18 protein-coding genes and 1 pseudogene are annotated in these 25,147 nt (G+C 53.0%); 16 read left to right on the forward strand and 3 right to left on the reverse strand.

Going from position 1 to position 25,147, the window contains the following annotated elements; all coding sequences use genetic code 11:
- Nucleotides 1-17: 17 nt before the first annotated feature.
- The 7 genes from QWY82_RS02295 (at nucleotide 18) to QWY82_RS02325 (ending at nucleotide 8,912) form a co-directional block, all read left to right on the forward strand.
- Nucleotides 18-1,040, forward strand: a complete 1,023-nt coding sequence (locus QWY82_RS02295; protein ID WP_380736114.1) for a serine/threonine protein kinase — start codon at nucleotides 18-20, stop codon at nucleotides 1,038-1,040.
- Nucleotides 1,040-1,636, forward strand: coding sequence for a GNAT family N-acetyltransferase (locus QWY82_RS02300; RefSeq protein ID WP_290259530.1), 597 nt, complete (start codon nucleotides 1,040-1,042; stop codon nucleotides 1,634-1,636). The genes QWY82_RS02295 and QWY82_RS02300 overlap by 1 nt, the downstream gene beginning before the upstream one ends.
- A 95-nt stretch (nucleotides 1,637-1,731) precedes the next feature.
- A complete protein-coding gene (cysE, locus tag QWY82_RS02305) occupies nucleotides 1,732-2,580 on the forward strand; it encodes a serine O-acetyltransferase (RefSeq protein ID WP_290259531.1) in 849 nt (282 codons plus the stop codon).
- A gap of 194 nt (nucleotides 2,581-2,774) precedes the next feature.
- Nucleotides 2,775-4,553, forward strand: coding sequence for a cyclic-di-GMP receptor FimW-related protein (locus QWY82_RS02310; RefSeq protein WP_290259532.1), 1,779 nt, complete (start codon nucleotides 2,775-2,777; stop codon nucleotides 4,551-4,553).
- Between the two features lie 154 nt (nucleotides 4,554-4,707).
- The gene (locus QWY82_RS02315; RefSeq protein WP_290259533.1) at nucleotides 4,708-6,804 is read left to right on the forward strand and encodes an EAL domain-containing response regulator; all 2,097 of its coding nucleotides are present in this window, start codon (nucleotides 4,708-4,710) and stop codon (nucleotides 6,802-6,804) included.
- A 4-nt stretch (nucleotides 6,805-6,808) separates the two neighbouring features.
- The gene (locus tag QWY82_RS02320; RefSeq protein WP_290259534.1) at nucleotides 6,809-7,333 is read left to right on the forward strand and encodes a DUF6436 domain-containing protein; all 525 of its coding nucleotides are present in this window, start codon (nucleotides 6,809-6,811) and stop codon (nucleotides 7,331-7,333) included.
- A gap of 70 nt (nucleotides 7,334-7,403) precedes the next feature.
- On the forward strand, nucleotides 7,404-8,912 hold the full coding sequence (locus QWY82_RS02325; protein WP_290259536.1) for a methyl-accepting chemotaxis protein: 1,509 nt from the start codon (nucleotides 7,404-7,406) through the stop codon (nucleotides 8,910-8,912).
- Here the strand turns inward: QWY82_RS02325 and serB are convergent.
- Nucleotides 8,896-10,044: a phosphoserine phosphatase SerB gene (gene serB, locus QWY82_RS02330; protein ID WP_290259537.1), complete on the reverse strand. Its 1,149-nt coding sequence runs from the start codon at nucleotides 10,042-10,044 to the stop codon at nucleotides 8,896-8,898. The two genes, QWY82_RS02325 and serB, sit on opposite strands and share 17 nt — an antisense overlap.
- Nucleotides 10,045-10,246: 202 nt before the next feature.
- On the opposite strand from serB, the gene QWY82_RS02335 reads away from it, so the two are divergent.
- Both QWY82_RS02335 and QWY82_RS02340 read left to right on the forward strand, forming a co-directional pair.
- A complete protein-coding gene (locus tag QWY82_RS02335) occupies nucleotides 10,247-11,383 on the forward strand; it encodes a hypothetical protein (RefSeq protein ID WP_290259538.1) in 1,137 nt (378 codons plus the stop codon).
- A gap of 40 nt (nucleotides 11,384-11,423) precedes the next feature.
- Complete coding sequence (locus tag QWY82_RS02340) at nucleotides 11,424-12,278, forward strand: endonuclease/exonuclease/phosphatase family protein (protein ID WP_290259539.1); 855 nt, start codon at nucleotides 11,424-11,426, stop codon at nucleotides 12,276-12,278.
- Between the two features lie 259 nt (nucleotides 12,279-12,537).
- Here the strand turns inward: QWY82_RS02340 and QWY82_RS02345 are convergent, their stop codons facing one another.
- Nucleotides 12,538-13,338, reverse strand: coding sequence for a DUF2884 family protein (locus QWY82_RS02345; RefSeq protein ID WP_290259540.1), 801 nt, complete (start codon nucleotides 13,336-13,338; stop codon nucleotides 12,538-12,540).
- 329 nt (nucleotides 13,339-13,667) lie between these two features.
- Between QWY82_RS02345 and QWY82_RS02350 the strand changes: the two genes are divergently transcribed.
- Together QWY82_RS02350 and QWY82_RS02355 are read left to right on the forward strand one after the other, a co-directional pair.
- The gene (locus QWY82_RS02350; RefSeq protein WP_290259541.1) at nucleotides 13,668-16,115 is read left to right on the forward strand and encodes a two-component system response regulator; all 2,448 of its coding nucleotides are present in this window, start codon (nucleotides 13,668-13,670) and stop codon (nucleotides 16,113-16,115) included.
- 2 nt (nucleotides 16,116-16,117) lie between these two features.
- Nucleotides 16,118-17,530, forward strand: a complete 1,413-nt coding sequence (locus QWY82_RS02355) for a sensor histidine kinase (RefSeq protein WP_290259542.1) — start codon at nucleotides 16,118-16,120, stop codon at nucleotides 17,528-17,530.
- A gap of 100 nt (nucleotides 17,531-17,630) precedes the next feature.
- On the opposite strand, the gene QWY82_RS02360 is transcribed toward QWY82_RS02355, so the two are convergent.
- Nucleotides 17,631-18,614, reverse strand: a complete 984-nt coding sequence (locus QWY82_RS02360) for an extracellular catalytic domain type 2 short-chain-length polyhydroxyalkanoate depolymerase (protein WP_290259543.1) — start codon at nucleotides 18,612-18,614, stop codon at nucleotides 17,631-17,633.
- Nucleotides 18,615-18,973: 359 nt separating this feature from the next.
- Here QWY82_RS02360 and QWY82_RS02365 point away from each other — a divergent pair, with 359 nt between their 5' ends.
- The 5 genes and pseudogenes from QWY82_RS02365 (at nucleotide 18,974) to QWY82_RS02385 (ending at nucleotide 25,140) form a co-directional block, all read left to right on the forward strand.
- Entirely contained in the window at nucleotides 18,974-19,351 is a 378-nt protein-coding gene (locus QWY82_RS02365) for a MerR family transcriptional regulator (RefSeq protein WP_290259544.1), read from the forward strand.
- 23 nt (nucleotides 19,352-19,374) lie between these two features.
- Nucleotides 19,375-20,545 (forward strand): annotated as a pseudogene (locus QWY82_RS02370) (isovaleryl-CoA dehydrogenase).
- A gap of 167 nt (nucleotides 20,546-20,712) precedes the next feature.
- The gene (locus tag QWY82_RS02375; protein ID WP_290259545.1) at nucleotides 20,713-22,320 is read left to right on the forward strand and encodes a carboxyl transferase domain-containing protein; all 1,608 of its coding nucleotides are present in this window, start codon (nucleotides 20,713-20,715) and stop codon (nucleotides 22,318-22,320) included.
- Nucleotides 22,321-22,335: 15 nt separating this feature from the next.
- Nucleotides 22,336-23,118 (forward strand): enoyl-CoA hydratase/isomerase family protein, encoded by a 783-nt coding sequence (locus QWY82_RS02380; RefSeq protein ID WP_290259546.1) that lies wholly within the window; start codon nucleotides 22,336-22,338, stop codon nucleotides 23,116-23,118.
- A 9-nt stretch (nucleotides 23,119-23,127) separates the two neighbouring features.
- Nucleotides 23,128-25,140, forward strand: a complete 2,013-nt coding sequence (locus QWY82_RS02385; protein ID WP_290259547.1) for an acetyl/propionyl/methylcrotonyl-CoA carboxylase subunit alpha — start codon at nucleotides 23,128-23,130, stop codon at nucleotides 25,138-25,140.
- Nucleotides 25,141-25,147: the final 7 nt, after the last annotated feature.

A 25,147-nucleotide genomic window follows, 5' to 3' on the forward strand; every position in this document is an offset into this window, starting at 1 on the left:
TATATTTAGGCGCGCACTTGGCAAATATCGCTTTATCCAATGACGACGACACACCCATTGTGGCCACCAACCACCCCTACGCGGCGCTAACGCCCGATGCGGTGATGGATGCCGTAGAAAGTACTGGCTTGCTCACCGATGCCCGAGTATTTGCCCTCAACAGCTATGAAAACCGCGTCTACCAAGTGGGTATAGAGGGTGGCACCCCCATCATTGCCAAGTTTTACCGGCCCGAGCGCTGGAGCCGCGACCAAATTTTAGAAGAGCACAGCTTTACTCAAGAATTGGCCGACGCCGGCTTGTCGGTGGTGCCGCCCATGATCGACCCGCTCACCGGTAGCTTGCATCGGTTTGGCGACTTCGATTTTGCCCTGTTCAAGCGCCAAGGTGGCCACGCGCCCGAGCTGGAAAACTTCGACCACCTGCAGGCCATCGGCAGAGCTATGGGGCGCTTGCACGCCGTGGGCAAGGCCAAACCTTTTAGCCACCGCCCGAGCCTAAGCATCGACAGTTTCGGCCACCAAAGCGTCGATTTTCTCACCCATAACTTTATCCCCAAGCCGCTACTGCCGGCTTATACCAGCTTGTGTAAAGACTTGCTCGAGCGGATTGAAAGCGCCTTCCAGCGCCTGCCAGCCAAAAGCCTACGCCTGCACGGCGACTGCCACCCTGGCAATATTTTGTGGCGCGACGACACGCCCCACCTGGTCGACTTCGACGATGCCCGCACTGGCCCCGCGGTGCAAGATATCTGGATGCTGCTCTCGGGCGAGCGCCAACAACAACTGGCCCAACTGTCGGAAATCATCGAAGGCTATGAGATATTTTGCGATTTCGACCCGGCCGAACTCGGCCTCATTGAGAGCCTGCGCTGCCTGCGCATCATGCACTACAGCGCCTGGCTGGCACGGCGCTGGCAAGATCCCGCGTTCCCAAAAACCTTTCCGTGGTTTAATACCGAGCGCTACTGGGCCGAACACATACTAGAATTACGCGAGCAGATGTCGGCGCTGCAAGAGGAACCATTAAGGTTGTTTTGATGATTATTGAAGCGGCTAAGCCAGAAGATTGCGACGCCTTAGTGCCCTTAATTTTTAGCTCCGGGCCAGTGACCTTTGACTATGTATTTCTCAACGCAGCTGAAGACTTCTTGCACGCAACGCTGCCCAAAACCTCGAGCAGCTTCAGCTATTGCGCCCACTGGGTCGCGCGCGAAACGGAAACCCGTAACGCCTGCGCCAGCATCAGTTTATACACCCGCGCCGAGCACGATGCCCGCCACAACGGCAATATAGGCGCCCTGCTCAGTTGGGGCGGCTGGCGCTCGCCGCTGATTATCGTCAAGGGTTTGAAAGTTGAGGCGCTCATTCCGCCACCGCCGCCCGGCACCTTACACATTGCTCACCTCGGCGTAGCGCCCACTATGCGCAGCCAAGGTTTGGGAGTGGAATTAATTCGCTATGCGGAAACCAAGGCGCGGGCGCAAAATATTCACTCGCTGAGTCTGGATGTCTCGGCCCAAAATCCGAGGGCACAGGCGCTCTATGAACGCTTAGGCTTTGTGGTAAAACACACCAATATCAGCAAGATCAATGTGCTAGCCGATCACCACTATATGGAAAAGCCGCTCGACTAAAACGGCGCCCACTGCGCAATTTTTAAGACCAGCATTTCCCTATCCTTTAGCAGCGAGCCATAATAGGCATTTGCGGCACAACGAAAGGAACTGCTATGAGCCCCATCTCTGCGGCCAAACACAGATCAAATGATGCAGGTCAGCTCACCGACCCCGTCTGGTATCACATTCGCAAGCAGACCCAAAGCCAAGCCATTGAAGAGCCAATTTTGGCCTCTTTTCTGCACGCCACCGTGCTCAATCACGACAGTTTCGAAGGCGCCCTCAGCTTTCATTTAGCCAACAAGTTAGACAGCCCAATGGCACCGGCGATGATGGTGCGCGAAGTCATTACCGAAGCCATGCAAGCCGACCCCAGTATTGCCCAAGCGGCGCGCGCCGACCTAAACGCCATCGACACCCGCGATTCAGCTTGCTGTTCTTTGGCCGCACCCTTTCTCTACTTTAAGGGCTTTCACGCACTTCAGTGCCACCGCATTGCACACTGGCTCTGGACCCATCAACGGCAATCCTTAGCCCTGTTCCTGCAAAACCGGAGTTCTCAAGTCTTTGCCGTAGACATTCACCCAGCCGCACGCATAGGTAAGGGCATCATGCTCGACCACGCCACGGGTATCGTTATCGGCGAAACCGCGGTGGTAGAGGACAACGTGTCAATCATGCAATCGGTGACCTTGGGCGGCACCGGCAAAGCCTCGGGCGACAGGCATCCAAAAGTTCGCCAAGGCGTATTAATCAGTGCCGGGGCAACAGTGCTGGGAAATATTGAGATTGGCGAAGGCGCTAAAGTGGGCGCCGGCAGCGTGGTACTGAAGTCCGTCGATCCGCACACCACCGTCGCCGGCGTTCCCGCTGTGCTGGTTGGGCGCTGCTTAACGGATCAACCAGCGCTCGACATGAACCACGAGCTGGCCTGTCAGGGCGAATGTCCGGACAAAAACTAATCAATCATTCGGGTTTAGCACTATCGTTCAGCTATTTTTGGCCTGTATACTAGCGATTGTCGACGAATGTGCTCAAGACAGATGAGATAAATACAGAAAGACACATATAAACCTAGAAATACCACATAAAGAGATTAGGCGGATCTTCGCACTCCTCCCTATACTTCTCTCATGGACGAATATAAGCAGCACTCATGAGTTTTGACGAGACCCTAACACAATTGCTTGGACGGCTGACGCTGCCGCCCCAGAACCTTAACATCTTAAGTTTCTGCCACAGCACCAAGGCTGCGCCCGTTAAAATTTGGGCGGAATCGCTGCCTGCTACCCGTATCAGTTTTAGCAGTGTGCAGCTCTATACCGCGCTGCCGGAAATCGCGCGCCTAAGCACCGACCCGCTCACTCGGCTCGACATGCTTGAAAGTGTTCGACCTTATGTTCAGCAATGCATCCAAGGCTTGGGCAGAAACTTTCTCAACCAACCCATCATTTTGCCGGAAGGCGCCGTTAAAACCGCCATTGTTGCCCAAGCACTGCAAAAACATATTACCAATGGCTACATAGTGGTCGCGCGCGATCTGGCATTACAAAACCCCAAGGGCGCCGCACTGCAACAGTTAGACTTAGCCTTACATCGCGCCATAAACGGCCTAGCCTACATGTTGATGCGCGGTTACCAGCTCTATACGCCGGTGCCCAATGGCGTCTGGCTTGAACTGCATACCTTGTTTGCCATTGCCGAGCTGATGCAGCGCAGCGACCAACTGGTGCCGGACTCGCGCCTTGAGTACGTGCCAGCGACCACCATACGGCAAGCCTATTTAAGGCCACTGCTATTAGCCTGCGCGCGTCCCAATCAGTTGCGCCAACAAGAAGTTCAGCAAACCTTCGAAGCGCTGGAATTGTGGACCCCCTTTAGTTACATCAAAACCGGCACGCAGGAAAATCGGCTGTTTGCGGTGGATAGCCAAGACGACATTCAACCGGTGTATAAAAGCCGACTAAATCCGAAAAATCCAAGCGCGGTTTTTGAACTGGATCTCGAGGAGTTGGTCACCGGTTTAAAACGGCAGCTAGAGCTAAAAGACGAAGACAACGCCATCGTGCGCATCCCCTCGGTCATACCCACGCAATTGATCGAGCATCTGTGCAGCTGTTGGACGGTGATGCGCCAGCGCTCCTTCGAACGCAGACTGACCCAAGGCGAGCTGCAAGTGACCGTGGGTCTGACCAACTTGCACTACCACTGCGCCAATGAAGTTGAGTTTCACGATTTTCTTGCCCACCTAGCACAGAAATTAGAATTCCAGGCCAAGCCCACGCCAGAGCAGTCTGACCCTTGGGCGAACACAGTCCCGGGCGGCGCCTTTGGCGCACTACCCACGGTAGACTTCTCAGAAGACTGGGACGAAGAGCCGGAGCAAGAGGGTCAAATTGCGCCTGCCCACAACATCAAAATTATCGATACAAGCCCTGGCGGCTACTGTTTAAATTGGAACGTGGATTCAAACGAAAAATTACGCGCCGGCGATATCGTGGGCGTGCGCGAACCCGGCCGTATTAAATGGGCTGTCGGCGCCGTGCGCTGGATCAGACAATCGGGCGGGCTAACCCAACTCGGCCTACAAGTTATCGCGCCGCAAGCACAAGCCACAGCGCTCTCTATGGTACAACGCACCGGTGAAAACTCGCCCTTTATGCGCGCGCTACGTATTCAAGCATTGAAATCGGTGAACCAGCCCTCATCCCTTATTACCGACAGTTTGCCGTTTGTTGAATACTGCAAAGTCAGGGCGCGCGATGGCGATGGCCAGGTGCGACTACAACTCACCAAACGTTTATTTGCCACTGGCTCATTCAGTCAATTTACCTACCGCATCATCGATGCAGGCGGCGGTAAAAGCGATGCCGGCAAGAAAAGATCGGCCGAAAGCGAGCAGGAAGACTACTCTTCAGTATGGAAAGACAATTAGTTTGCAAGCGGCAAAGTAGGTTTTCGGGAACCAGCACACAGTTCGCTGTAAAGTACCAAAACTTCTCGAGCTCCTTTGTTGAGACAGGCTCCGGATTACGTAATATGGCTGGCTTGGCGACAACAGCCTCAATAATACGAATTGATAAGACTCTATGACCCCCAACGATACGATTCGACTACTGATACTCAATGACAGCCGCGCCGAAGCAGAGCGGCTGATCAGTATGCTCAATAATGCCGGGCGCAATACCCGTGCTCAACATGTCGATAGCGAAGAGGCACTGGTCAAATTATTACAGGAACACACTTGGGAGCTAGCCATTGCCGAGGCCGACTCGGAAAACTTTCCCCCCGCCAACGCCGTGCGCCAAATTAAGCGCCTGAACAAAGATATTCCGGTCATTTTACAAACAGAAACAGAAGGCACCCACGCCATCGTCGACGGCATTCGCCTCGGCGCCGTCGACGTCGTGCGCATGGACGAAGACCAACATCTTTTGCAAGTAATCACCCGAGAACTAGAAAACCGCGAACATCGCCAGTCGCGCCGCAAAGCCGATCGCAAATTTAAAGAAGCTGAGCGACGCAGCCAGCAACTACTCGATAGCTCGCGCGATGCCGTGGCCTATGTCCAAGACGGCATGTTCTTGTACGTCAATCAGAGTTTTTCAGAACGCTTTGGTTACGAAGATCCCGATGACGTGCTGTGTATGCCAACCGTCGATTTGGTTGCGAAAAAAGATCAGAATCAAATCAAGCAATTCCTTAAAGACTTCACCTTAAAAGGTGACGAGGCCGAATCCACCGACATGGTGTTCGCCGGCATTAGCCAATCGGGCAAACCCGTACAAGTTAAGTTCGAGGTCGTGCACGCGATATTCGATGAGGAGCCCTGCATTCAGCTGGTTGCCCGTGCGAGCCAAGTCAACAATGCTGAACTCGAAGCCAAGCTCACGGAGATGAAGCAAAAAGATGTGCAAACAGGTTTGTACAATCGCCCCTTCTTTATGCAGAAGCTCGAGGCCGCCGTCGATAAGGCCGCAGAAGGTGATGCCGGCTTCACCCTGACTTACATCGAAGCTGACGCTTTTTTTGATCGCGTTGAATCGGTGCATGGCGTTAGCGTCGCCGACACAGTCATTAAAGATCTATCTAATATATTGGCTAAACACTGCAGCGATAAAGAATTGCTCGCCCGCTTTAACGACGACACCTTCGTGCTGCTCTCTCCGGGCACCAGCTCAGACAAACTCGTGTTGCGAGCAAAACGCATTTGCGCGGAAGTGGCCGAAAAAGTATTTGATGTCAACGGCACCACACTGCAATTAACCGTTACCGCTGGACTTTCGGTCATTTCCGAAACCAGTAAAGATGCCGAGTCGGTGGTCGATCAAGCATTACAAGCGATCGAAGAGTTGCGCAAGAAAGGCAAAGATGGCAACGGCAACGATGCCCAGCTCTATGAACCGAAACACGACACACTAGAAGACGGCCAAGACATTACCAAAGCCATTCAGCGCGCAGTCGACAACAACCGCTTTAAGTTGCTGTTCCAACCCATAATTAGCTTGCGCGGCAATGAAAATGAATTGTATGAAGTACTGCTGCGCATGGTCGACGAAAGTGGCAATGACATAGCGCCGGCAAAATTTATTGAAGCAGCGGAAAATATCGGCGCCACCACAAAAATTGATCGCTGGGTTATTCTTGAGTCGATAAAGATGTTGTCTGAACACAGAGCCAAGGGCAACAACACCAGCTTGGTCATCAATTTAAGCCGCCACTCGCTCACCGATGACAGCTTACTACCTTGGCTAGGTGTCGCCTTTAAGGCCGCCAAACTACCTTCCGACGCGCTGCTATTCCAAGTTCGCGAAATTGATGTCACCAACCATATGAACGCTGCCAAAGCGTTTTGCGCCGGCTTAGAAAAGCTAAAAACGTCGCTGTGCATTTCCAATTTTGGCTGTGCCATGAACCACTTCAACACGCTAAAACATGTACCGGCTCAATTTATAAAAATCGACGGTAGCTTCACCCAAGACGTGCAAAACAGTAGCGAGGATGCAACCTCGTTAACCAACATGATCAAAGAGTTACACAAACTCGAGAAGGTTACCGTAGTGCCGTTTGTGGAAAACGCCAACGTTTTATCTACCCTGTGGCAGAGCGGCGTTCACTATATTCAAGGTCACTACCTGCAGGGCCCAACAGAAGGCATGAATTACGATTTCAGCATGGACGGCTAACGCCGTGCCGCTGAGCCCGCGCGCCAAATATTGGCTCGTTAGTTTCATCATCACCCTATGGTTGAGCCTATCCGCCGGCGCTTTTTGGTACTACCAATGGCGCTGGAGCGAGCAATTTTCCTCGCAAGAACAGCTTGCACTCTTCGACGGCACCGAGTTTTCCGAACTGCTCACCCAAGCCAGTGTGCCGGGTAGCATTTCGGTCATCCATCTAGGTCGCGACGGCTGCTTTTGCAATCGCTTTAACGAACCTCATCGCCAAGCCATTAAAGACAAATACCAACCACTGGGTGTTGCCTTCGGCACATTAACACTGCCGCCCGCGCTCGACCTTGCCACACCCGCTGTTGCGCTCATTAGCGCACAGGGTCAGCTCGCTTATTTCGGGCCCTACAGCGACAGTCTGCTATGCTCATTGGGAGATGGGCTGGTTGAACCCCTCCTGGATCAACTACTACTCGGTTACTTACCAGAGGTCATTCACACCACGGGTGTTGGTTGCTTCTGCACTAAAAAAACTGAGCTTTAACAGAAGATTCAGCATCCGGGAATAGGGCAGCTCTGGGCCAGCCAATGGCAAACGCGCAGGATATGTACTTATGCAAAATGAATCCCCACTGACCTCCTATTACCAACGGGCAGACAAAGCATTACTTGCAACATTGTATGGCTGCCTGCTACTCGGCCTAGCGTTGGCAAGCATCTACGACCTCTGGCTGTTGGCGCTTATCGTTGGCGGCACCACCGCGGGTGCAGCAACCTTAGTGTGCCAACTTATGCCAGGCACAATGATCAGCCGCCTCACCATGGCTGGCGCCTTCGTGGTAATGGCAGCACTGCACATTCATCTAGCCCACGGGATGATCGAAGCGCATTTTATTATTTTCGTTTTACTCGCCCTACTCGCCTATTATCGAGACTGGATTCCTATTGTGGCAATGGCGGGCGGCATCGCTGTGCACCACCTAGCCTTTTATGCGATGCAACAAAGCGGCGGCAGCATTTGGGTTCTGGATGCCGATAACCGAAGCTGGGGCATCATTTTTTTACATGCGTTCTATGTTGTGATTGAAGCGGCATTTTTGGTGTGGATGAGCGTCGATCTGAAAGCGGAAGCAGAGATTACCTTCGATTTAAAAAATACTGCATCGGCAATTACCGATGGCGAGAAAATCAATTTGACGCAACGCTGTCAGAATGATCAACACGAATTAACCGGCAACTTTAATCGCTTCATTGAAAACCTAGATCAACTCGTCGCTGGTGCCCGACAAAGCAGCGGCACTATCGCCCAAGGCGGCCAACAGCTCGATAATCTAACGGCAGTTTTACAAGAGCGCTCGAATCAACAACAACAACGAATAGGCGTTATCGCCAACGCTAGCGGTGAGATGTCTGCCTCTATCAAAGCTGTTGCCGAAAACGCACACGAAGCAGCAGAAAACGCAAAGCGTGCCGACAAGGATGCACAAGAGGGGCAGCAATGCAGTCAAGACACTCACTCGGCAATTACAGAGCTAGAACGACAAGTCAATACGGCGGTACAGGTGATTACCGAATTAGCTGGCGAAACCACCAATATCGGATCAATGCTCGACGTTATTCGCGGCATTGCTGAGCAAACTAACTTACTCGCTCTTAACGCCGCCATTGAGGCCGCTCGCGCCGGCGAACAAGGACGCGGCTTTGCCGTGGTAGCCGATGAAGTGCGCACTCTCGCTTCGCGCACGCAACAATCCACTGAAGAAATTCAAGGTATGATTCAACGCTTGCAAAAAGGCAGCAAAGCCACCGTCGATGCCATGGCTGCCAGCCAACAAGGTGTCGGCGTTTGCGTGACCAATATCGACCGGACATCTCGCTTGTTATCCAGCATTGCCAACGCCATCACTCAAATTGCTAACATGAACCAAGGCATAGCAAGTGCAACAGCGACACAATCGAACGCCATCGTCGACATCGAGCAAAATGCGGCCAAAATCAAATCCGACTCGGACGCCAACGTCAGCGAAATTGGCTCGCTGGTAAGCACAGCTCAGGCGCTAAAACAGGCCGCACAAAATATCGATCAGCAAATAGCTCGGTTTGCCGTTAACGAGCATCCATAATGTCGTCGTCATCCAAGCCGAGTAAATAACATAGCGCATCTAAACCTAGCTGGCTGATAGCGTAGTCTGCCGACGCGCGCACCAGCGGTTTTGCGTGAATAGCCACACCTAAGCCGGCCAAGCCAAGCATGGGTAAATCGTTGGCGCCGTCGCCCACGGCAATAACCTGCGCCATGTTCAAACCGCGCTTAGCCGCTAACATTTGAATTAGCTCCGCCTTGCGCTTGCCGTCCACCACGGTACCGGTGACGCGGCCAGTGACTTTGCCATCAATTATTTCCAATTCGTTGGCGTGAATTTCATCGATACCCAAGCGCTGTTGTACATACTGGGCAAAATACACAAAGCCGCCGGACAAAATTGCGGTGTGAAAACCGCGCGCTTTTAAGGTGTTAATCAACACTTGCGCACCGTCCATGAATTCTAGTTTATGGGCGATGCCCGCCAACACGGTTTCCGGCAAACCATTCAATAGCGCCATGCGCTTGGTAAAACTCTCGATGAAATCAATGTCACCGCGCATGGCCGATGCGGTTATCGCCGCCACCTGCTCGCCAATGCCGGCTTCGCGCGCCAACTCATCGATGCATTCGGCCTTAATCAACGTTGAATCCATGTCGAAGCAAATCAGCCCGGCTTGCTTGGCAAAGTCGGCGCGCGGCTGCAGGCTAATATCGATACCTAAATTGTCGGCCAATTCGAGCAAACTGACCCGCGCGAGTTTTAAATCCGTGGTGCCAGTCAGGCGCAACTGCCAGGCCTTGCGGGGTCTATCACTCGCATGAGACAAGCTGCGCGATGTTTGCAGTTGCAAACCAAGAGTCGCTAATTTAGCCAACACGGCATTTAAATGGCGCGGCCTTAAATCTGTCGCCATTAAGGTCATCACGTAATCACACGCCGGAGAAGCGCTATCGCTCACCTGCACCTGAACATCGGGGAGTAACTCGGCAATAGACTCCTGTATAGCCCTTGCATCTACCGGCGCATCGCACCGCGCAGTAATAACGAAACCCTCTACACCCGGCCGTACCGCCAATTCGTGCCATGACAAAGGCAGCTGATCCAGTTGACTAAGCACCTGGACGAGGGTTGGGTTGTTTTTATAGCTGGTCAACACGAGCGATGCCATGACAGACAATACCTATTCAGAGAGGTGTTCCGGTTAGAGGGGTTCTGACCGGTGTTGGTGCCTGAATAGTGAGCCACAACCACGGCCGCTTGGGCGCGTCAGTGCCGGCAATATTCAGATTGCGGCGGCATTATATAGTTTTCACCTCACTTTAGGCTAAACTAACCGGCCTTTTGCGGTTGCCCAGCAACAATCGAACCCTATGACCAAGCAAAACAATAATATGGATCAGCAACCAGAGCAGGCGCCATCAGCCCTCTCGCGGCGTTTAAATGCGTTGCTGAGGCGCAACCACCCCTTTGCGTTTACCGCAGCCTTGGCGCTCTTAATGTTGCTCACCTGCGGCTGGCAATTGCACCGTTACCTGGATCAACAGCTAAACAACGTCGCCCAGCGCTACGGCCAAGCCATGGCCAACATGGCGGCAGAACAAGCTGAGCCCGCTATGCTCAATCAAGATCGCGTGAGTCTGACCGCGCTCTTGGCCGACATCGGCGAAAACCTCAATGTCGCCGGCGCCACCATTCACGATGTGGAAAACCGCCTGCTGGTGCAGAATGGCAGCCTGAACGCACTGCAGCCAAGCAGTAAATTATTACAATTTTCCGCTCCTATCGTCTTGCAAGACAGTGTCGCCGGGTATGTCACTGTGGCGATAGACGCCACCGAAGCGCTCGATAACCGCTACCGGCTATACGGCCGGATACTGCTTACCGGCCTCGCGTTACTGGCACTGGCGGGCACGGCCGCCATGCTCTATCGGCAAGAGAATCCGAGCCAATCGACGCCTGAACCGCAATTGAAACCGGTGCTGCCGAGCAATATTCGCAAGGTAAAACTGACCCTCGATCTACTCAACTTAGAGCAGCTTCACACCGAGCTAAACGCCGAGGCGTTCAAGCGCCTGCTATCAAAATTCGAATCCCAGCTGCAGGGCGTGATGTCGCTCTATGGCGGCGAAAGCCTAGGTCTACAGAACCATCAATTGACCCTCGTGTTTGCCGATGAAGTGCGATCCGAGGCCAGCCTGAAAGCGATTTGCAGTGCCGAGCTATTACATGCTCTGAGTGAAAAAAGTGATTTAGCCATTCAACTCGGCGCCCGCATTCTGCCCTTTGAAGCCAGCGCAAATTTGCGCTCGCAATACACTCGGCAACTCAAACCGGGGGGCATGAGAGCAACCATTATTTCGGTTAAGCTACTCGACGAAGCGCTCACCGAGCGCTGCCAATTTACCGCCAGAGCAGATCAACGCAGTGCACGGGTCGAACAAATGTTACCGCCCTACCGAAAACTGCTAGACAATCAACTCAGCCAATTAGCCAGTATTGTTGCTTAACAAAACGTTCAAAAAAAGCTGTGCAGGCAGCCGCCGGCTTTTGAGCTGGCAGCCAGCACTGGTATTGTGGGCGCTGGTATTTGCACCTACTGCTTTCCCACAGACCATCCAACCTGAACTCACATTAGTCACGCTCAACTTAGCGCACGGGCGAGGTACGAATTTTAGCCAATTGCTAATATCAAATGACCGGTTTTTACCCAACATTGAAACTATCGGCGCTAAATTAGTACCGCTAAACCCAGATATCGTGGCACTTCAAGAAGCCGACGCTGCGTCCGCGTGGAGTGGCAATTTTAACCATGTGGAAAAATTAGCCTTAGATTTAGGTTTGCCAAACATCGTGCACGGGTTACATGTGAACACTTGGGGAGTGAAATACGGTACCGCATTGATCACAAGGCTATCACTGTCTAACCAACGAGTGCACAACTTTGCTAGCAGCTGGCCAACACCAGCCAAAGGTTTCACCTTAGCCACCGTCGTTTGGCAGCCCAGCAGCGAGCACGCCCCGAAAGAAGTTAACGTGATTAGCTTACATCTAGACTTCTCGCGCCAGTCGGTTCGCTACAGTCAACTTAACGAACTGGTTAGCCGGCTCGGTGAGGCGAAGAAACCGATCATTACTATGGGTGACTTTAATAGCGAAGAGGCTGCCCTGCATTACTTACACAAGCAATTAAAACAAAATGGCATTGAACTAACAGCCTTCGACGCCAGCAGTAAACTGCTCAACACCTACGGCGAACGCCGTCTCGATTGGATTTTAATTTCCGATGAAATGACCTTTAGCCACTACCAAGTGCTCGATGAAAGGCTATCCGACCACCGCGCTGTGCTAGCAAAAATACGCTGGCAAAAATCACCAGCGTTAATTAAAGGCACCTCTGAATAACGCTGGTACCTCTCTGGCTTGCAGCAATTTTTGTGAGCGCGGCGCAGCTTCGAAGACATACCGGGATCTGTTGAGAAGTTGCAACAAAGCGCACGGAAATTGCTGCAAGCCCCGAAGGGCGTGGCCTGGAGGCGTCATCCGCGGCGTTGGAATTCTTGCTAAGGACTAAGGCCATTAACTGCGAATCCCGCCTTGCGGCTAACAGCTCCAGGACGCTCAGAGTGGTACCGGAGTTATTCAGAGGTGCCTAAAGAGTAAATTACTCAGCGGCGCGCAGCGCCATAATTTGATAGTGTGCCAAGGCTGGTACTGAGGCGCGCAAGCGGCTTTCTAAAGTTTCAATGTTGCGCGCCTTGGTACACAACTGCTCGCCTCTGCGCTCTAAGTTTTCAGCTTCGCCATCCATATTTTTATCGATGCTTTCGCCAAGGGTTTCCATCTTTTCCCCGAAGGCTTCCATACGCGACTCGAAACTGCCCTCGCCAGAAAAAAGCGCACTGCCCAAGAGCGACCAAATACTGCCCATGGACGCCGCAACGGCGTCTTCAATGGCCTGTTCAAACTCTTCGTCGAAGGCTTCATCCACCGCATCAATGCCCTCTGATTTAACCTCGTAGGTGCCATCGTGGCTGCTTACGCGCTCGGCTAATTTTACCTGCGCTTTTTCAAGCGAGGTGCGAATGGCGCTAGAGGCCTCACTGTTTTCACCAAAGGCCGCGGCAAAGGCTTCGCCCAAGACCTTGCCAACCATCTCTAAAACATCGCCCACGAAGGCCACCAAACCCGGCACAAACGCCTGCAAGCCCTGAGCATAGTTGGCCGCTAACTGTTTTTGCTCGGCATTTAGCGCAAGCGCTTTACCGTCGATACTGATATCGCCGCTGGGGCTGATAAGATAAGCCTTTTTGTTCTGAGTACTGGCAATACCTTCGGGCGCCACCGAAAAATCTTCGGCGAAACTTACCTTGCATTCATCCAAACCTAAATGAACGTCCGCCTGCACCGGCAGCCACGTCATTATTCCTACCAACATCAATGCCGATATTGTTATTAAGCGCATGATCTCTCCCTTTCTCAGCCAGTCAACAATCAAAGTGTGTGAGAAAAACACACTTCATGGCGTAAAGACAGGGCAACGCGGTGAAGCGCTATGAATAGCCGGCAAACAACCAGAAGCAACCTTTTTGCACACCGACGCTGCTCGTATTTGAGCGCTTGGATAAAGCTGGAAGCGCTCCATTTACGCCTCATTAATATCAAGATTGAGATCCACACCCAGAACAATTGCTTAAAGTACCGCTGCGGCCTTTGATTGGTCTAGACTGAGGATCGATGCAGGAAATCTCGAATCCCGAGACGAGCTGGGGACCTCACCAAAAGGAGTTTGCGATGCACGGGCAAAAGGTACTTATCGTCGAAGATGAAAACATCGTCGCACTTGATCTGAAACTACGACTCGAAAAACTTGGTTACGACGTAGTAGGTACCGCCGCCACAGCCGAGAAGGCATTGCGATTATTTAACACCCAGCAGCCAAATGTGGTACTGATGGACATTCACATCAGGGGTGATACGGATGGCATCGAAACCGCCAACCAGATCAAGCAACATGCTGATATTCCAGTCATTTTTCTCACAGCCTACGCCGACGATGACACACTCAGCCGGGCGGGTAAGACCCATCCTTACGGCTATCTACTCAAGCCCTTTTCCGAACTCGAACTGCACACCTCCATACAGGTCGCGCTGGAAAGGCATTGTGCCGATGTACGCCTGCGCAAGAGCGAGATTCACATGCGCCTAGCGCTCGAAGCCGCACGTCTAATGACGTGGGAAACCGACAGCCACCGCGATGAAGTGATCATGGGCTACACGCCAAATGGGGAACTCGTTCCGATTCGGGATTGGCTAGAATTGATCGGTAATGCCATGCCTAAGGATCGTATCCAGATCAATCAAGCCCTTACTCGACTGCGTCGGGTGGCAGGCGCCGAGATGTTACAAGAGTTTGAATACCAGCCTGAAAGCGGCAGCACGCGCTGGTTCACCCTAATCGGCAAGAGCTTTAACAGTGCGCCTACGCAGGAGCTTCGGGTCGTCGGGATCATTCAAGATATCACCGAAAAGCGACAAATTCAGGAGCAGTTAAAGCAAGCTGCCATGGCCTTTCGCAGCAGTGCCGACGCCATCGTTGTGCTGGACCGTCAACGCCGCGTTATCAGTGTCAATGAAGCATTTAGCCGCATTACTGGGTTCGAAACCGATAGGGTATCCCAGCAAGAACTGGCCCTTCTATCGGAGCAGGAGCTGGGAAGCTCCAACTACCAAGCGCTTTGGCGCGAGGTGACTGAACACGGAATTTGGCAGGGCGAATACACCTGCCACAATAGCAAAAATCAATTAATTCATATCCGAATTAACATCGGCACAGTGCAGGATGTTTCCGACCCTATCGGTAAATATGTCTTGGTTATCTCCGATCTCACCTCGATGCGCGAAGTCCAAGAGCAACTGTCGCGCGCATCACAATTCGACCCAATCACTGACCTACCAAACCGCAGCATGCTAATGGCGCGTCTCGATCAGGCCTTGATGCACGCAAAACATGGCAATAGGCAGATCGGCCTGATCTGTCTGGATCTAGACCACTTTAAACGCATCAACGACACCATGGGTCACCGCACTGGCGACAGTCTATTGCGAATAGTTGCGGAACGCTTAAGCCATGCCCTCGGAGCCACGGCCACCCTGTATCGTGTTGGCGGCGATGAATTCATTGTGCTTATCGAGTCTGTGCGCTCGGTGCAGCAACTCCAGCTTCTGGCGCAAAAAATGCTCGACCGACTGCAACAGCCATTGGAACTATTGGGCACAGAAGTCGTGCCCTCGGCGAGTATGGGCATTGCCCTATCCCCACAACATAGCCAAAACCGAGATGATCTGATCAAAATGGCCGACGCCGCCATGTTTGCGGCCAAGAATTTAGGTCGTAACAGGTTCGCGCTGTATCAGCCGGCAATGACCATCGACACACGTAACTTCCTAGATCTTGAACAGGCCTTGCGCAAAGCGCTCAAGAAGGAAGAGTTTATTCTGCACTATCAACCTCAATACTCCGTCGATGATGGGCACCTAACAGGCCTTGAAGCCCTTTTGCGCTGGCAGCATCCTGTGCGCGGACTTATCTCAGCTGCTGAAATTATCCCAATTGCGGAAAGTAGCAAACTAATCGTTGAGCTGGGCGGCTGGGTATTCGAGCAGGCCTGCCGACAATTGCGCCTGTGGCTGGATGCTGGCGTCGATCCAGTTCGCTTGGCCGTCAATGTATCCGTCAGGCAGCTGCAGGATCTGCACTTCGTCAATGTTATCGAGCGCACACTCACGCACTTTCAGGTGCCAGCACAGCACCTCGAGATAGAGGTGACCGAGTCCTGCCTACAAGATAATGAAATCTGCTTGAAAAACCTAAGGAAGATCGAACAAATGGGTCTAGCTATCGCGATTGACGACTTCGGGACAGGTTTTTCCTGTCTAAGCTCACTCAAAAAATTGCCTATCCATTATTTGAAAATCGATCGTTCCTTCGTGATCGATCTACCCAAGGACGAGAATGACGCGGCTATTGCCACCGCCATCATTGCATTAGGCCATCAAATGAACTTAAAAATCATCGCCGAAGGTATCGAGACGCAAGCTCAAGCTGACTTCCTACGGGTGGCTGGCTGCGATCATTTTCAGGGTTACTTGTTCGGTCGCCCTATGCCGGCAACGGAGGCGTTGCAACTCATGCGCAAGCGTCAACCCGACGACCCCAATAGCCACAGCGGAAGAGGTTAACCATGCACGAACAAGACGCCGGAATCACCATTAACCTGAGTGCCGGCTCACACCAAGACGATGTTATGCGTCTAGCGGTAGAAGCTTCGCCCAACGGCATGGTAATGATTGATATCGAGGGCCGTATTGTGCTCGTGAATAGCGCCGTTGAAAGCCTATTTGGTCATCCACGCGAGGCGCTGATAGGCCAGCCCATTGAGCAACTCGTACCTGAACGTTATCGCAGCCAGCACCCTCACCTCAGACAACAATTTTTTACCCAGCCACAGTCCCGCGCCATGGGTCATGGGCGGGAGCTTTACGGCCTGCACCGCGACGGCACAGAGTTTCCAGTGGAGATCGGCCTGAATCCGATCAATACCGCTGAAGGTGTACTCGTGCTTGCCGCTATCGTCGACATAACCGAACGACGTAGAGCCCAAGAAATGATAAGGCTGGCAGTGGAGGCGGCCCCCAATGGTATGTTGATGACCGATGCCGAAGGCAAGATTACACTGGTCAACAGTATGGCAGAAATACAGTTCGGCTATGCTCGCGAGGAGCTCATCGGCAGGGATATCACCCTGCTTGTGCCCGACCGATTCAAAGCCAACCACCCAGGTTTACGGCACAATTATTATACTCACCCCGTCTCCCGCGCCATGGGTAAGGGCCGGGATCTCTACGCCCGACACAGAAATGGTTCGGAATTTCCGGTAGAAATTGGTCTAAATCCGATCAAGACGCTGCAGGGGATGATGATTCTTGCTTCAGTGGTGGACATCACCGAGCGCAAGCGACAGGAAGAGAGCCTAAAGGCCACATTGCGAGAAAAGGAGGTGATGCTGTCTGAAATACACCACCGGGTCAAAAACAACCTACAAATCATCGACAGCCTAATCGCTATGCAACTCGGCACAATGAAGGACTCGAAGGCAATTTCCTTATTACTGGACAGCCAGAGCCGGATAAAATCGATGGCTATGATTCACCAAACGCTCTATCAGTCGCACGATTTTTCGCGCGTCGACATCGCCAAAGTAACGCGCCAGTTGGTCGACAATCTCGCCCAATCCTACGGGGTCAATAACAATTCAGGCATACGACTCAGCACCGAGATCGACGACATATTTCTAACTATCGATGTCAGTATTCCGCTGGGCCTTATCATCAACGAACTTGTGTCAAATGCGATGAAACACGCCTTCCCGAAAAATCGCACAGGCACGATAGACGTGGCGCTGAAGCGGATAGACGACAGTCAAATTCGGCTCTCGGTTGTCGACAATGGCATCGGTATAGCCCATAAACTGCAGGGCCAGCCAAGCGAATCTCTCGGTTTACGACTGGTTGAATCGCTGACAGATCAACTCGACGGAAGTCTTGAAATCAAACCTGAAGCACCAACTCGTTTTGATATCCAGTTTCCCGGTTAACTTGCGAGCTTCAGAAATATCTATCCGATCCTATCAATTGAATAAGATATCGCCCCTGTTTAGCGCCCAAATTAAGACCCTGCGCTAACGCAAATCAAACTCAGAGCGAGAGCTGCTCAATCATCGTTTTAACCGCCTTAATTTGCGCGCCATCTTTGCTGGTGTAATCAGCGCCGGTGTAACCCCACCAGTCCCAGCAGGCTTTTGGGTTTAATGGCGCAAACAAACTCTTGCGGGTTTGCGGGTAAAGCACCACCAAATTATTGGCGTCGGCCCAGCGGTTGAAGCCGGCCTCGCGCGCATAGGCGTCGCCAATAGCGTCGGCATTTTGCTGACAACCGTGAAAGCTCACGTGCAATTGGCAAGATTCACCCTTAGCGCATTGCGCTGGGATATAAATAAAACCCTCATCGGCGAGGCCGCCCGCCGATTCGCCGCCCAATTCCTGTTGGTCAAAGCTATGCAATTCGCCTGAAACATCATCTTTGGGCGCCTTCAACTCGCCTAACAAATGGGTCAGCATGGCACCCGCAGCGTCGTAGTTGCAGCGCCCCAAATAAGGCGCTTCAGATTTGTCGCAATCACTGCCAGCCGCAACGGTGGGCAGCGTATGGTGGAAGGCTTTGTCGTTCAGATAAATCAAGTCAGTGGCGTCGACCCAAGCGGCATATTGCGCGTGTAATTGGTCGGACACTCGTGCCGAAACCTTGGTATCCAAACTGCCGTGCAACAGCCAAACGCGATCGCCCCGCAGCCCAGTTAAGGCATCAATTTTTCCCGCCTTCGCCAGCGCTTCGGCTTTGCTTTGTAACACAGCTAAATCCACCGCCGGCTCGGCTTTATCCACGCAGCTTTGCAACGCCTGCCCTAAATCATTTTGCGCGCAATACCAGGGCCCGGCGGCGACGATTGCCGCACCGTCGACGAGGCTTGAGTGCGCCAGATGAAATTGTGTAGCCATGTAACCGCCGGAGGAAATACCGGATACGGTGATTTGCGACTCGAGTTTTAGCGCCGGTAATTCGGCTTGCGCAGACAGGCTACTAACAAAGCCAATGGCGGCTAATACAATAAAACGGCTCATCCACTTATCCCCTATTGAATGCCCGAGCCTAACCTAAAGAATGAGCGTTAGGCTATGCGCCTTTGGTCTGATGGCGGTTTAGGGCGCGGCCATCCGCCTAGCAAACAGACCTATCTTGCACGAGGCCGAGCGCGCAGGGCTATTCTCCAATAGCCCGCCAGTACAGACCTGACTTCGGGATTAATCGCCTCCTTTATTCCTCCTTTATTGCCCACAGTTGTTAACAGATAGCTGTTTAGATCAATGCTTACCTTTACGTTAACGTAAACTTTGGCTAGAGTAATGGGCTGTTTACGTCTGTATAGCGGCCGGCAGCCGACCGGTGCGCAAAAGCGAGCAAAAGGACGAGTAAAAGCCCCATGAGCGACACCTTTACCATCTCAGACTTGGCGCGCGAGTTCGACATCACCACGCGCACCATTCGCTTTTATGAAGATAAGGGCCTGCTCAGCCCCGCCCGCAAGGGTCAAACTCGGCTCTATACCCCAGCCGACCGGGTCAAGCTAAAACTCATTCTGCGCGGCAAGCGCCTCGGCCTGAGCTTGGAAGACAGCGGCGAAATCATCGGCATGTACAACCCTGGCTCAGACAACGCCAGCCAATTGACCCGCCTCATCGGCAAAATCCAAGAGCGCCGGCAAGCGCTCGAAGCCCAGAAACGCGATATCGACATCATGCTGGCCGAGCTCGATGAAGCCGAGCAACGCTGCCAGCAATCCCTTAACTCGAAACAATAATCCAGCCTTAGCGAGGACACCCCATGAGCTTTCCCTACCCCACTCTGAATTTCGGCCTCGGCGAAGACGTCGACATGCTGCGCGATAGCGTTTACCAGTTCAGCCAAGGCGAGCTGGCGCCGCGCGCCGCACAAATCGACAGCGACAATGAATTCCCCATGGATATGTGGAAAAAGTTTGGCGACATGGGCCTGCTCGGCATGACCGTTAAGGAAGAATACGGCGGCACCGACATGGGCTACTTGGCACACGTGGTCGCCATGGAAGAAATTTCCCGCGCCTCGGCTTCCGTCGGTTTGTCCTACGGCGCCCATTCGAATTTGTGCGTCAACCAAATTCACAAAAAACGGCACCGAAGCCCAGAAGCAAAAATACTTGCCCAAGTTGTGTAGCGGCGAACACATTGGCGCGCTCGCCATGAGCGAGCCCAACGCCGGCAGCGACGTGGTATCGATGAAGTTGCGCGCCGAAAAGAAAGGCGATCACTATGTGCTAAACGGCAACAAGATGTGGATCACCAACGGCCCAGATGCCCACACCTATGTGATCTACGCCAAAACGGATATCAACGCCGGCTCCAAAGGCATGACCGCGTTTATCGTCGAGCGCGATTACAAAGGTTTTTCTCGCCACCAAAAACTCGACAAATTGGGCATGCGCGGCTCGAACACCTGTGAGCTGGTATTTCAAGATTGCGAAGTGCCGGCGGAAAATATTTTAGGCGGCGAAGGTCGCGGTGTGGCTGTGTTGATGAGCGGTTTAGATTACGAGCGCACCGTGCTTTCCGGCGGCCCCACCGGCATCATGAGTGCCTGTATGGATATCGTGGTGCCCTACGTACACGACAGAAAACAGTTCAACCAAAGCATCGGCCAATTTCAATTGGTGCAAGGCAAGCTCGCCGATATGTACGCCGGCATGAACGCCTCTAAATCTTATTTATACAATGTGGCTAAAGCCTGTGATCGCGGTGAAGAATCACGCAAAGACGCCGCCGCGGTGATTTTATACACCGCCGAGATGGCAACCAAAATGGCGCTCGATGCTATCCAACTGTTAGGTGGTAACGGCTACATCAACGAGTTCGCCACCGGCCGTTTATTGCGCGACGCCAAGCTGTACGAAATCGGTGCCGGCACCAGCGAAATTCGCCGCATGTTAATCGGCCGCGAATTATTTAATGAAACGAAATAAAAAAGTAAACAGCTTACAGGATACAGTTAAGCGGATGGCCGCCCCCAGGAAAAGCGGACATCAAAGGCGCAGCAGAATGCCGCTGGCTTGACCTTCCTGGGGGCGGCCATCCGCTTAGCTGTCACCTGTAAACTGCTTATCGCGACCGACAAAGGAGCGTTCCTGCTATGCCCATTTTAAAAACGCAGATAAATCCGCGCGCGGAAGATTTCATCGCCAATGCCGAACACTTACAGGCGCAGGTGGATGACTTGCAAAAAACTTTGCTTTCCATTCACCAAGGCGGCGGCGAGAAGGCGCAGGCTCGGCACGTGGAGCGCGGAAAATTATTGGCGCGCGACCGCATCGATGCTCTGCTCGACCCCGGCTCGCCGTTTTTAGAGTTGTCGGCGCTGGCGGCATTCAATGTTTATGACGATGTGGTTCCCGCCGCTGGCGTCATCACCGGTATTGGTCGGGTTAACGGCCAGGAGTGCATCATTGTTGCTAACGATGCCACGGTAAAAGGTGGTTCCTATTATCCGCTATCGGTTAAGAAACATTTACGCGCGCAAACCATTGCCGATCAAAATAATTTGCCCTGTATTTATTTAGTAGATTCCGGTGGTGCAAATTTGCCGCGCCAAGACGATGTATTTCCCGATCGCGAGCACTTCGGCCGCATCTTTTTTAATCAGGCTAACATGTCGGCTAAAGGCATAGCGCAAATTGCCGCAGTGATGGGCTCCTGTACCGCCGGCGGCGCCTATGTGCCGGCAATGGCCGATGAATCCATTATCGTCAAAGAGCAAGGCACCATCTTTTTAGGTGGCCCGCCACTGGTAAAAGCCGCCACTGGCGAGGTGGTATCGGCCGAAGATTTAGGCGGTGCCGATGTGCACTGTCGCACCTCCGGCGTGGCCGACCACTTTGCCCAAAACGATCATCACGCACTGCAACTCGTGCGCAATGCCGTGGGCCGGTTAAACCGCAAAAAGCCGCAGCAGTTAGATGTGCGCGATGCGGTCGAACCTTTGTACGACGCGAAAGAAATTTACGGCGTTATACCGAAAGACACGCGCAAACCCTACGACGTGCGCGAGATTATCGCCCGCGTTGTCGACGGTTCAGAATTCGACGAGTTCAAAGCCCTCTATGGCACAACCTTGGTGTGTGGCTTCGCCCGGATTTACGGTTACCCTGTGGGCATAGTGGCTAACAACGGCATTCTATTTAGCGAGTCGGCACAAAAAGGCGCGCACTTTGTCGAGCTGTGCGCGCAGCGGAAAATTCCACTGGTCTTTTTACAGAATATCACCGGCTTTATGGTCGGTCGCCAATACGAAGCCGGCGGTATTGCCAAGCACGGCGCCAAGATGGTCACCGCCGTGGCCTGCGCCCAAGTGCCGAAACTCACCGTCTTAATTGGCGGATCATTCGGCGCCGGCAACTACGGCATGTGTGGCCGCGCTTACGATCCCCGGTTTTTATTCATGTGGCCTAACGCGCGTATTTCCGTCATGGGCGGCGAGCAAGCCGCAGGCGTACTGGCGCAAATCAAGAAAGACCAAATGGAAAAAACCGGCGACAGCTGGACAGCCGAGGAAGAAGCAGCCTTTAAACAGCCGGTTATCGATACCTACGAAGCGCAGGGCCACCCCTACTACGCCTCGGCGCGACTTTGGGATGACGGCGTGATCGACCCCGCCGATACCCGTCGAGTGCTCGGCTTAGCGCTTTCCGCCAGCCTTAATAAATCCATCGACGACACACGCTTTGGCGTGTTCCGCATGTAATAGGTGGAGCCGACAATGACTATTGATTACCAAAAAGATACCCGTGGTGTTGTAACAGTCACCATGAACCAGCCAGAAAAACACAACGCTTTCGACGACAGCGTGATTGAACAGTTGCAAGCAGCCTTCGATAAAGCGCGAGAGGATAAAAGTGTTCGCGCTTTAGTATTGGCGGCCGAGGGAAAATCTTTTTCCGCCGGTGCCGACCTCGCGTGGATGCAACGCATGGCGAGCTATAGCTTGGCAGAAAATCGCCGCGACGCCGACGCGCTGGCCAAGATGTTATTCACGTTAAATCATTTACCTTTTCCCACACTGGCAAAAGTACAGGGCGCAGCTTTTGGTGGCGCCGTGGGCTTAGTGAGCTGTTGTGATCTAGCCTTTGCCTCCACGCGCGCAAGTTTTTGCTTGAGCGAAGTGAAGATCGGCTTAATACCGGCCACCATCAGCCCCTACGTAATAACAGCCATGGGCGAGCGCGCCGCGCGCCGCTATTTTTTAACGGCTGAACGATTTGATGCAGAAAAAGCCAAGGCGATAGGTCTAGTCAGTGAAGTGGTAGATGAGAATGAATTAAATCAAGCCATCGAAGCGGCCATCGGTAATTTATTGAACAACAGCCCAGCGGCCTTAAGCGCCGCCAAGCAATTGGTGTTCGATGTTGCCAACCGCCCCATCAACCAAACGTTAATTGATGACACCAGCGCGCGCATTGCCGCCATTCGTGTTTCACAGGAGGGGCAGGAAGGCTTGCAAGCTTTCCTGCAAAAACGCAAACCTCAGTGGCAGGCTTCTTAGGGAGATAACATGTTCAGTAAAATATTAATTGCCAATCGCGGTGAAATTGCCTGTCGCGTTATTCGCACAGCGCGCAAGCTCGGCATTAGAACTGTCGCCGTTTACTCGGATGCCGACCGCCACAGCTTGCACGTGGCCATGGCCGACGAAGCCATTCACATAGGCCCAGCACCCTCGCGCGAAAGTTATCTATGCGGCGACAAAATTCTCGCTGCGGCGCTGAAAACGAAAGCGGAAGCCATTCACCCTGGCTACGGATTTTTATCGGAAAACGCCGGTTTTGCTAAAGCCTGTGCCGAACAAGGCGTGGTATTTATCGGCCCGCCTTTAGGCGCCATTGAAGCCATGGGCTCGAAGTCTGCCGCCAAAACCATTATGGAAAAAGCAGGCGTGCCTTTGGTACCCGGCTATCACGGCGACGACCAGTCGCCGGCGCTCATCAAAAAACACGCCAACGCCATGGGCTACCCCGTCTTACTCAAAGCCGCCGCCGGCGGTGGTGGCAAGGGTATGCGTCAGGTCTGGTCGGAAGCTGAATTCGATGAAGCCTTAAACGCCGCCAAGCGCGAAGCCATGAACGCCTTTGGCGACGACAAAATGTTGGTGGAAAAATATCTCACCCAACCGCGCCACGTAGAAATTCAAGTTTTTTGCGACAATCACAGCAACGGCGTTTACCTGTTCGAACGCGATTGCAGCGTTCAGCGCCGACACCAAAAAGTAGTAGAAGAAGCACCGGCACCGGGCATGGACCCAGCATTGCGCTCGGCCATGGGCGAAGCCGCACTCACCGCCGCGCAAGCCATTAGTTACGCTGGCGCAGGCACGGTTGAGTTTCTGTTAGACCACGACGGCTCATTTTATTTCATGGAGATGAACACCCGCCTGCAAGTGGAACATCCGGTCACCGAAATGATCACCCACCAAGATTTGGTGGAGTGGCAATTGCGTGTCGCCGCCGATGAAATTTTACCGCTCAGCCAAGATCAACTGCGCATAGACGGCCACTCATTCGAAACGCGTATCTACGCCGAAGATCCAGACAAGGATTTTTTACCCGTCACCGGCACCCTGTCCTATTTAGAAACACCGCTAGAAACGCCACACGTGCGGGTAGAAACCGGTGTACGTCAGGGCGATGAGGTAAGTGTGTATTACGACCCGATGATCGCAAAACTGGTGGTCTGGGGCCGGGATCGCGACAGCGCCCTACGGCGCTTGCAACAAGCGCTGAGCGAGTATCGTATTGGCGGCATGACCACCAACCTATCCTTCTTGTATAACTTAATCAGCACCGAACCCTTTCGCGCCGCCGATTTAGATACTGGCTTTATCGAGAAGCACCAGTCGTTAATTTTTAAGAAGGATGGTGAACTGCTGGAGCAATACTTGCCGTTTGCGGCGCTGTATTTAGCACTTGCACAAACACAAGCGGCACTGGCCGCCGCCGCTCATGTGGATGCAAACTCGCCATGGAATCGCGCCGATGCCTGGCGCGTGCACGGCAGTCGGCAGCACAAGTTTTCTATACGAGTGCACAGCGTCGAGCACCTGCTCATCGTCGATCAACAAGGCGACGGCCCCAGCAGCCGCTACTTAGTTTCTCACAATGGCCAAACCCGAACCTTACAGGGCAACTTGGTCGGCAATCATTTAATTGCCGATATGGATGGCCACCGGCAGAAACTGCAAGTGACCGAAGATAACAATCACATTAGCCTGTTCTGTAATAACCACGTACTGAATTTCTCGCGCCAGCTGCCAGACATCGCCGACCAGGCCGACATGCAGCACGCCGGCGGCCTCACCGCGCCGATGAATGGCACGCTAGTGACCCAACTGGTTAAAGTCGGGCAGCCCGTCGAGGCCGGCACGCCCTTACTTGTGATGGAGGCGATGAAAATGGAACACACCATTAAAGCGCCAGCCGCGGGTCAAGTTAAACAATTCTTTTTCGCCGCTGGAGAATTAGTAGACGGTGGTGCGTTGCTGGTGGATTTTGAAAAGAAGGAAAATGAGTAGAAGGCTG

Origin of the sequence: Simiduia curdlanivorans (assembly GCF_030409605.1) — a bacterium.
Taxonomy (GTDB): Bacteria; Pseudomonadota; Gammaproteobacteria; order Pseudomonadales; family Cellvibrionaceae; genus Simiduia; species Simiduia curdlanivorans.